The organism is Pseudomonas sp. CM27, from assembly GCF_013179515.1.
Classification (GTDB): domain Bacteria; phylum Pseudomonadota; class Gammaproteobacteria; order Pseudomonadales; family Pseudomonadaceae; genus Aquipseudomonas.
Map to the genome: position 1 here is coordinate 1 of NZ_JABMCN010000248.1, position 9,162 is coordinate 9,162.

The 9,162-nt window shown below is 63.9% G+C and carries 8 protein-coding genes; 2 read left to right on the forward strand and 6 right to left on the reverse strand.

Annotated elements, in window-relative coordinates:
- Positions 1–649: M17 family peptidase N-terminal domain-containing protein (locus tag HP547_RS24070; RefSeq protein WP_306140568.1), on the reverse strand; the 649-nt coding region annotated here is incomplete at its 3' end.
- 301 nt (positions 650–950) lie between these two features.
- Here HP547_RS24070 and lptF point away from each other — a divergent pair.
- Together lptF and lptG are read left to right on the forward strand one after the other, a co-directional pair.
- Positions 951–2,066, forward strand: a complete 1,116-nt coding sequence (gene lptF / locus HP547_RS24075) for an LPS export ABC transporter permease LptF (RefSeq protein WP_172219234.1) — start codon at positions 951–953, stop codon at positions 2,064–2,066.
- Positions 2,059–3,120, forward strand: coding sequence for an LPS export ABC transporter permease LptG (gene lptG / locus HP547_RS24080; protein ID WP_172219236.1), 1,062 nt, complete (start codon positions 2,059–2,061; stop codon positions 3,118–3,120). The genes lptF and lptG overlap by 8 nt, the downstream gene beginning before the upstream one ends.
- An 89-nt stretch (positions 3,121–3,209) precedes the next feature.
- Here the strand turns inward: lptG and HP547_RS24085 are convergent, their stop codons facing one another.
- The 5 genes from HP547_RS24085 to gcvP form a co-directional block, all read right to left on the reverse strand.
- Positions 3,210–3,698 (reverse strand): RDD family protein, encoded by a 489-nt coding sequence (locus HP547_RS24085; protein ID WP_172219238.1) that lies wholly within the window; start codon positions 3,696–3,698, stop codon positions 3,210–3,212.
- A gap of 97 nt (positions 3,699–3,795) precedes the next feature.
- Positions 3,796–4,008, reverse strand: a complete 213-nt coding sequence (locus tag HP547_RS24090) for a cold-shock protein (RefSeq protein WP_172219240.1) — start codon at positions 4,006–4,008, stop codon at positions 3,796–3,798.
- Between the two features lie 358 nt (positions 4,009–4,366).
- Positions 4,367–5,488 carry a glycine cleavage system aminomethyltransferase GcvT gene (gene gcvT / locus HP547_RS24095; protein ID WP_172287838.1) on the reverse strand — a complete coding sequence of 374 codons (1,122 nt, stop codon included), beginning with the start codon at positions 5,486–5,488 and terminating at the stop codon, positions 4,367–4,369.
- Positions 5,489–5,515: 27 nt separating this feature from the next.
- The gene (locus tag HP547_RS24100) at positions 5,516–6,892 is read right to left on the reverse strand and encodes an L-serine ammonia-lyase (protein WP_172219244.1); all 1,377 of its coding nucleotides are present in this window, start codon (positions 6,890–6,892) and stop codon (positions 5,516–5,518) included.
- 142 nt (positions 6,893–7,034) lie between these two features.
- Positions 7,035–9,162: aminomethyl-transferring glycine dehydrogenase (gcvP, locus tag HP547_RS24105; RefSeq protein WP_172287841.1), on the reverse strand; the 2,128-nt coding region annotated here is incomplete at its 5' end.

Here is a 9,162-nt window from a genome sequence, read left to right on the forward strand (position 1 = left end):
TCAGGCCCTTGTGCGCCTTGCCCAGTTCCTTGGCCTGCTCGGCCAGGAAGCTTGGGTGGCACAGGTTGGGCGGCAGGTTGCCCAGGTCGCGGGTGAAGGCCATGCCGGTGGCAATCGCGCTGGCGTGTTGCACGGCGCGCTCGACTTCGGCCTGGCCGGCCTTGTCAGCCAGCAGGGTGACCTTTTTCAGGGCACGTGGCTCGACCTTTTGGCTTTTGAAGCGGTCGAACACGTACTCGCCGTCCAGCAGGGTCTCGGCCAGCAGGCGGTACTTGCCGTAGTGGGCGTCACGGTTGCTGACGGCGATGTCATCCAGGGCCAGCATTGCGTCGGCGCCGTTCAGGCCCTTGAGCACGCCGGCGACGCTGGCCACCAGTTTGCGCCAGGCACGGTCGCCCAAGGCGTCGTCCTTGCCACAGCCCACCAGCAGCACGCGCTCGGCTTTCAGGCCTGGCAGGCTGTGCAGCAACAGGGTCTGGCCTGGCTTGCCGGCCAGGTCGCCGCGCTTGAGTACGGCGCTGATGGCGCCTTCGCAGGCTTGGTCGACAGCCTTGGCAACTGCGCCGAGCTTGCGGTTTTCACCTACTGCGATGACCAGAGTGGCGGTTTTTACGGATGCAGCAGCTACGCTTTTTACAACCAGTTCCATGTCAGGATCCCCGAATGATCGATACGAATGGCGCTGTGTGTTCCAGCGCTCTGCGCGGGCCTGGCCGCGTCGTCGCGCGCCAGCGGAAAAGCTGCCAGTTTGAGCCTGCGGCAAGCGTGCTGACAACCCCGTCATGCACGTTAACGCGCGGCCAAGTGACAGGGGCGGTCAATCACAGGATAATGCGCGCACTTTACATGGAGGTTCGCCTTTGGCGAACCGGCATCGGTCTAGGCTGTAGCAAGTCATTGTCTGGCGCCATTGCATGGCAGTCCGCCCTGACAACCCAGGAGTGTCTGGTTTGATCGTCTTTCGTTATCTGTCCCGCGAGGTCCTGGTGACCTTGAGCGCCGTCAGCGCTGTGCTGCTGGTGATCATCATGAGCGGGCGCTTCATCAAGTACCTGGCCCAGGCTGCCCAGGGCGTGCTCGACCCGGGCGTGCTGTTCCTGATCATGGGCTTCCGTCTGCCAGGCTTCCTGCAACTGATCCTGCCGCTGGGGCTGTTCCTCGGCATTCTCCTGGCTTACGGGCGCCTGTACCTGGAAAGCGAGATGACCGTGCTCTCGGCCACCGGCATGAGCCAGCAGCGCTTGCTGGGCATGACCATGGCGCCGGCGGCGCTGGTTGCCCTGCTGGTCGCCTGGCTGAGCCTGAGCCTGGCGCCGCTGGGCGTGGCTCAGGTGCAGCAGATCATCAGCCAGCAGGATGCCCTGACCGAGTTCGATACCCTGGTGCCGGGCCGCTTCCAGACCCTGCGCGACGGTTCGCGGGTGACCTACACCGAACAGCTGTCGGATGATCGCGTCAACCTGGGCGGCGTGTTCATCTCCGAGAAGCGCTTCAACCAGGACAAGACCAAGGACCGCGCCCCCTCGGTACTGGTCGCCGAAAAAGGCCACCAGGAAATCCAGGCCGACGGCAACCGCTACCTGGTACTGGAAAACGGCTACCGCTATGACGGCAACCCGGGCCAGGCCGACTACCGCGCCATCAAGTACGACACCTACGGTGTACTGCTGCCCAAGCCGGAAGTCAGCGAGGAAGTGACCGAACGCGAAGCCATCCCGACCCTGGATCTGTTCGGCAAGACCGACCTGCGTGAGCGCGCCGAGCTGCAATGGCGGCTGTCGCTGCCCATCCTGGTGTTCGTCGTTACCCTGCTGGCAGTACCGCTGTCCCGGGCCAACCCGCGCCAGGGCCGGTTCCTCAAGCTGTTGCCGGCAATTCTCCTGTACATGGCCTACCTGACAATGCTGATTTCCGTACGCGGCGCCCTCGAGAAGGGCAAACTGCCGATCGCCCTGGGCATGTGGTGGGTCCACGGCCTGTTCCTGCTGATCGGCCTGGGCCTGATGTACTGGGAACCCCTGCGCCTGAAACGCGCCGCCCGTCGTGCGGAGGTGGCCCATGGCTAAGCTTGACCGCTACATCGGCCAGAGCGTGCTGATGGCAATTCTGGCGGTGCTGGGCATCATTCTCGGCCTGGCCTCGCTGTTCGCGTTCATCGACGAGATGAGCGACCTGAGTGACACCTACACGCTGATGGAGGCGGTCAACTTTGTTCTGCTGACCGCCCCGCGGCGGCTGTACGACATGCTGCCCATGGCGGCCCTGATCGGCTGCCTGATCGGCCTGGGCAGCCTGGCCAGCAGCAGCGAGCTGACCATCATGCGTGCCGCCGGGGTTTCCATCGGCCGCATCGTCTGGGCGGTGATGAAGCCGATGCTGGTGCTGATGCTGGTCGGCCTGCTGATCGGCGAATACGTGGCCCCGGTGACCGAGAACAAGGCCCAGGCCGATCGTTCCCTGGCCCAGGGCGGTGGTGAAGCGCAGAGCTCCAAGCGCGGCATGTGGCACCGCCAAGGTGAGGAATTCGTGCACATCAACGCCGTGCAGCCCAACGGCCTGCTGCTGGGCGTGACCCGCTACCGCTTTGACAGCGAGCGCAAGATCGTTACCTCGAGCTTCGCCCGGCGTGCCCAGTACAATGACGATCACTGGATGCTCAGCGATGTCAGCACCACGTTCTTCCGCGGTGACCACACCGAAGTGGTGAAGGCGCCCGACGAGCGCTGGGATGTTTCGCTTACCCCGCAGTTGCTGAACACCGTGATCCTCGCCCCTGAATCGCTGTCGATCACCGGGCTGTGGGACTACATTCACTACCTGTCCGACCAGGGCCTGAACAATGCCCGTTACTGGCTGGCGTTCTGGACCAAGGTGCTGCAGCCGATGGTGACCGCTGCGCTGGTGCTGATGGCGATTTCCTTCATCTTCGGCCCGCTGCGTTCGGTAACGCTCGGCCAGCGCGTGTTCACCGGCGTGCTGGTGGGCTTCGTGTTCCGCATTGCCCAGGACCTGCTGGGGCCATCGAGCCAGGTGTTCGGCTTCCCGCCGCTGCTGGCGGTGGTGATACCGGCGGGGGTCTGTGCCCTGGCCGGTGTCTGGCTGTTGCGCCGGGCAGGTTGATTGCCTTAGCGGTACAAAATAGCCGACCTCAGGGTCGGCTTTTTTGTGGCTGATGCCCTATCGCCGGAGCAGGCAACACAAGGCTCAAGTCACTTCTTCTGCTTCGGCACCCGCACCAGCTGGCTTTCCGAATAGATGTCATGCCACCCGCGCTTGCGCTTGTCGATCAACGCCCAGAAAAACCCCAGCCCCAGGCATAGCCACGAGGCGATCGACACCACGAAGCGCAACAGTGCCTGCCACAGGCTGATCGCCGAGCCATCGGCATTCTGCACCCGCACGCCCCACACCTGCATGCCCAGGGTCTGCCCGCCATGGGTCCAGAACTTGGCAAAGAAGCCGAACAAGGCGAACAGCAGCACCGTCGATAGCAGCGGGTCACCATCCAGTGCGCCAGCCTCGGTCAGCTCGCGCATGCGCGCTTCGCCAATGATTGCCATCTGGATCAGCTTGTAGGCGCCGGCGGTAACGATCAGCAGCGCAGTACACAGCAGGAAATCGTAGAACATCGCAGCCAGACGCCGGCCGAGGCCAACGGGCGGGAATTCACCCTGCGGGAGAAGGTGACGGGTAGGCATATGCGTGGCAGCTCCGAATGGCAAAGGCTCATTCTATGGAATTGCAGGCATAAAAAAGCCCCTGCGGGTCAACGCAGGGGCTCTTTTTCGAAGATTATCAGGCTTCTGCCTGGACTTCGTCAGCCTGCATGCCTTTTTGGCCCTGCACGGCAACGAAGGTCACTTTCTGGCCTTCTTTCAGGCTTTTGAAGCCGTTGCCCTGGATAGCGCGGAAGTGCACGAACAGATCCGGACCGCTTTCTGGAGTGATGAAGCCGTAACCTTTCTCGTCGTTAAACCACTTGACGGTACCGTTCAGACGCTCAGCCATTGTCTTGTTTCCTACGAAGCTTAAATTTTGATGACAGTTTCTTTTGCATTTATTGTAGGCAAAAGATTACTGGGCTGGGTTGCAGGAAAGTAAGAGACGGCGAACGGGTTGTAGCAGATCGCGGCTACTGGCCCAGGTCACGAACTGTTGCGACCCATGCAAACACAGTGCAGTGACTCTACGCCAACTCCCGAGCGAAAAACAAGCCCTTGGTCGTATGGAAAACCGGCCGTTTACCGATAACCGACCGAATGGTCGGAAACGGCATGGCGCCTGGCCTGGCGCCATGTTCAAAAGTTATTGGGCAGGTTCGAAAACGAATATGTCCAAGCTGCCCGATAACCTTCACAAAACAGTTTCAACCACGGTAGTAACGTTGTGCCACGAAAGGCATTTTACTGACTTTCAAGGCCACCTTCTTGCCGCGCACCACTGCATACAACGGGGTGTCGAGTGCGGTATGTTCGCTATCGATATACCCCATTGCGACAGGCGCGCCGAGTGTCGGACCAAAACCGCCACTGCACACTTTGCCTACAGGTTTATCGTTTGCGTCGACGATGTCTGCACCTTCACGCACGGGCGTTCGTTCCTGCGGCAACAGCCCGACGCGCTTGCGCGCCACTCCGTCGCGTTGATGGGCGAAGATGGCTTCGGCCCCCGGGAAGCCTGCGGCACGTGCACCGTCGGCACGGCGCACCTTGGAAACCGCCCACAGCAGGCTGGCTTCGACCGGCGTGGTCTCGCTGTTCATGTCGTGGCCATACAGGCACAGGCCGGCTTCCAGGCGCAACGAGTCGCGTGCACCCAGGCCGATCGGCTGTACTTGCGGATCGGCCAGCAGGCGGCGGGCCAAGGCTTCTGCTGCGTTGACGGGTACCGAGATCTCGTAGCCGTCTTCGCCGGTGTAGCCCGAACGGCTGACATAGCATTCCTCACCCAGCAGTTTGATCGGGCGCAACTGCATGAAGGTCATGCCCGCGACTTCCGGGGCCAGGCGCTCCAGCACCTTGACCGCTGCCGGGCCCTGCAGGGCCAGCAGGGCACGTTGCTCGAACAGCGGCTGGACGTCGCAACGTTTGCCGATGTGCTGTTGCAGGTGGGCCAGGTCCTGGTCCTTGCAGGCCGCGTTGACCACCAGGAACAGGGTGTCGTCGCCCAGGTTGGCAACCATCAGGTCGTCGAGGATGCCGCCTTGTTCATTGGTGAACATGGCATAGCGCTGCATGCCCACCGGCAGGTCGATGATATCTACCGGTACCAGGCTTTCCAGGGCCCTGGCAGCATCGCTGCCGCGCAGCATGATCTGGCCCATGTGCGAGACATCGAACAGGCCGGCCTGCTCGCGGGTGTGCAGGTGTTCCTTGAGCACGCCCAACGGGTACTGCACCGGCATGTCGTAGCCGGCGAACGGCACCATGCGTGCACCCAGTTCCAGGTGCAGGGCGTGCAGCGGGGTCTTGAGCAGTGTTTCGGACATCGGTGACTCCTTGCTGTTGTTGTCGGGTCAACATTCGATGATGTTGACGGCCAGGCCGCCGCGGGCGGTCTCTTTGTATTTGCTTTTCATGTCGGCGCCGGTCTGGCGCATGGTGCGGATGACCTTGTCGAGCGACACAAAGTGCTGCCCGTCGCCGCGCAAGGCCATGCGCACCGCGTTGATGGCCTTTACCGAGCCCATGGCGTTGCGCTCGATGCAAGGCACCTGGACCAGCCCGCCAATCGGATCGCAGGTCAGGCCCAGGTTGTGTTCCATGCCGATCTCGGCGGCGTTTTCCACCTGCTGTACGCTGCCACCCATCACCTCGCACAGGGCCCCGGCGGCCATCGAGCAGGCCACGCCGACCTCGCCCTGGCAGCCCACTTCGGCGCCGGAGATGGAGGCGTTTTCCTTGTACAGGATGCCGATCGCCGCAGCGGTGAGCAGAAAGCGCACCACCCCGTCATCGCTGGCAGCCGGCACGAAGCGCATGTAGTAGTGCAGCACTGCCGGGACGATGCCGGCCGCGCCGTTGGTGGGTGCGGTGACTACGCGCCCGCCGTAGGCGTTTTCTTCGTTGACCGCCAAGGCGTAGAGGTTGACCCAGTCGAGCACCGAAAGGGCATCGCGCAGGCTGGCCTCCGGGTGACGGCTAAGCTGGCGATACAGCGCTGGGGCGCGGCGTTTGACCTTGAGCCCGCCGGGCAGGATGCCTTCATGCTGGCAGCCGGCTTCGACGCAGTCCTGCATCACCTGCCAGATGTGCAGCAGGCCCTCGCGGGTTTGCGCCTCCGGGCGCCAAGCGGCTTCGTTGGCCAACATCACCTGGCTGACCGAGAGGTTTTGCGCGGAGCAATGGCCGAGCAGTTCCCTGGCGGTCTTGAACGGGTAGGCCAGCACCGTGCTGTCCTCGACGATGCGGTCGTGGCCGGCGGCATCCTCGTCAACCACGAAGCCGCCGCCCACCGAGTAGTACTCGCGGCTGCGGATTTGCAGGCCGGCGTCATCGAAGGCGCGGAAGATCATGCCGTTGGGGTGATAGGCCAGCGGCTTGCGGATCATCGCCAGGTGCTGTTTTTCGTTGAAAGCGATGCTGTGCTCGCCCAGCAGGTTGATGCGACCGCTGTCGCGGATGGCCTGCAGGCGGGCGGGGATGGCGTCGGTATCGACCGTGTCAGGGTGTTCCCCCTCAAGGCCCAGCAGCACGGCCTTGTCGCTGCCGTGGCCCTTGCCCGTGGCGCCCAGCGAGCCATACAGCTCGGCCTTGACGGTGACAGTGCGGTCGAGCAGGCCATCACGGCGCAACCCTTCGGCGAAGCGCGCAGCAGCGCGCATCGGGCCGACCGTGTGGGAGCTGGAGGGGCCGATGCCGATCTTGAACAGGTCGAAGACGCTCAGTGACATTGCTCGTTCCCTCCAGAAGGTAAAGGCGAGTGCTGCGCACTCGATCGCCGGCAAGCCAGCTCCCACAGGTAATGCACAACCCTTTGCAGCAGTGGAGCCCTTGTGGGAGCTGGCTTGCCGGCGATGAGGCCAGTGCGTCGAATCAGGCGTCCTGATAGCTCTCGATCGACGGGCAGGCGCACACCAGGTTGCGGTCGCCGAACACGTTGTCGACCCGGCCAACCGGCGGCCAGTACTTGCTTTCGACCAGGCTCGCCAGCGGGTACACCGCCTGCTCGCGGCTGTAGCCGTGGGTCCATTCGCCAACCAGCTCGGCCGCGGTGTGCGGGGCGTTTTTCAGCGGGTTGTCGTCCTTGTCCAGGCTACCGTTCTCCACGGCGCGAATTTCTTCGCGGATCTGGATCATCGCATCACAGAAGCGGTCCAGTTCTTCCTTGGCCTCGCTTTCGGTCGGTTCGATCATCAGCGTGCCGGCCACCGGGAACGACATGGTCGGAGCATGGAAACCGAAGTCGATCAGGCGCTTGGCCACGTCGTCGACGCTGATACCGCTGGTGTCCTTCAGCGGGCGCAGGTCGAGGATGCACTCGTGGGCCACCAGGCCATTGCCGCCGGTATACAGAACAGGATAGTGCTCTTCCAGGCGGCGGGCGATGTAGTTGGCGTTGAGGATTGCCATCTGCGAAGCACGCTTGAGGCCGGCACCGCCCATCATGCGAATGTACATCCAGGTGATCGGCAGGATGCTGGCGCTGCCGAACGGCGCGGCACACACCGCACCGGTGGTGTTTTCCAGCTGCGCATGGCCGGGCAGGAACGGCGCCAGGTGCGATTTGACGCCAATCGGGCCGACGCCCGGGCCGCCGCCACCGTGGGGGATGCAGAAGGTCTTGTGCAGGTTCAGGTGGGAAACATCGCCGCCGAACTTGCCCGGGGCGCACAGGCCGACCATGGCGTTCATGTTGGCGCCGTCGATGTACACCTGGCCACCGTTGTCATGGATGATCGCGCAGATCTCGCCGATCGCTTCCTCGAACACGCCGTGGGTCGACGGGTAGGTGATCATGATCGCGGCCAGGCGCTCGCGATGTTCGATGGCCTTGGCGCGCAGGTCCTCGACATCGACGTTGCCGCGGGCGTCACAGGCGGTGACGACTACGCGCATGCCGGCCATGTGCGCGGTCGCCGGGTTGGTGCCGTGGGCGGAGGACGGGATCAGGCAGATGTCACGGTGCGCCTCGCCACGGCTACGGTGGTAGGCACGGATCGCCAGCAGGCCGGCGTACTCGCCCTGGGAGCCGGCGTTGGGCTGCAGCGACACGGCGTCATAACCGGTGGCGGCGCACAGCATGGCCTCCAGCTCGGTGGTCATCTGCAGGTAGCCCTGGCTTTGCTCGGCAGGGGCGAACGGGTGCAGGTTGCCGAATTCGGCCCAGGTAACCGGGATCATTTCGCTGGCGGCGTTCAGCTTCATGGTGCACGAGCCCAGCGGGATCATGCTGCGGTCCAGCGCCAGGTCCTTGTCGGCCAGGCGGCGCAGGTAGCGCATCAGCTCGGTTTCGCTGTGATAGCGGTTGAACACCGGGTGTTCGAGAATGGCCGACTGGCGCAGCAGGGCAGCAGGCAGCAGCGAGCCGGTGCTGGCGGCCAGCGCGGCAAAATCTGGCTGGGCCTGGTCGCCCGCGAACAGCTGCCACAGGGCCTCGACATCCGCCTGGCTGCTGGTTTCGTCCAGCGACAGGCCCAGGTGGCCGGCGTCGACCTGGCGCAGGTTGATGCCTTGGGCGCGTGCCTGGTCATGCAGGCCGGCAGTGGAACTGCCGGTGGCCAGGGTCAGGGTGTCGAAGGCGCTGGCGCCCACCACCTGCACGCCCAGCGTGTTCAGGCCGGCGGCGAGGATAGCGGTCAGGGCATGGGTACGTTCGGCGATGCGCTTGAGGCCGGCCGGGCCGTGATAGACGGCGAACATGCTGGCGATGTTGGCCAGCAGTACCTGGGCGGTGCAAATGTTGCTAGTGGCCTTTTCGCGGCGGATATGCTGCTCGCGGGTTTGCATGGCCAGGCGCAGCGCAGTCTTGCCGAAGCGGTCGATAGAAACGCCCACCAGGCGGCCCGGCATGTCGCGCTTGAACGCGTCACGGGTGGCGAAGTAGGCCGCGTGCGGGCCACCGAAGCCCAGTGGCACGCCGAAGCGCTGGGCGCTGCCGATGGCCACGTCGGCGTCGAACTCGCCCGGCGGGGTCAGCAGGGTCAGGGCCAGCAGGTCGGCG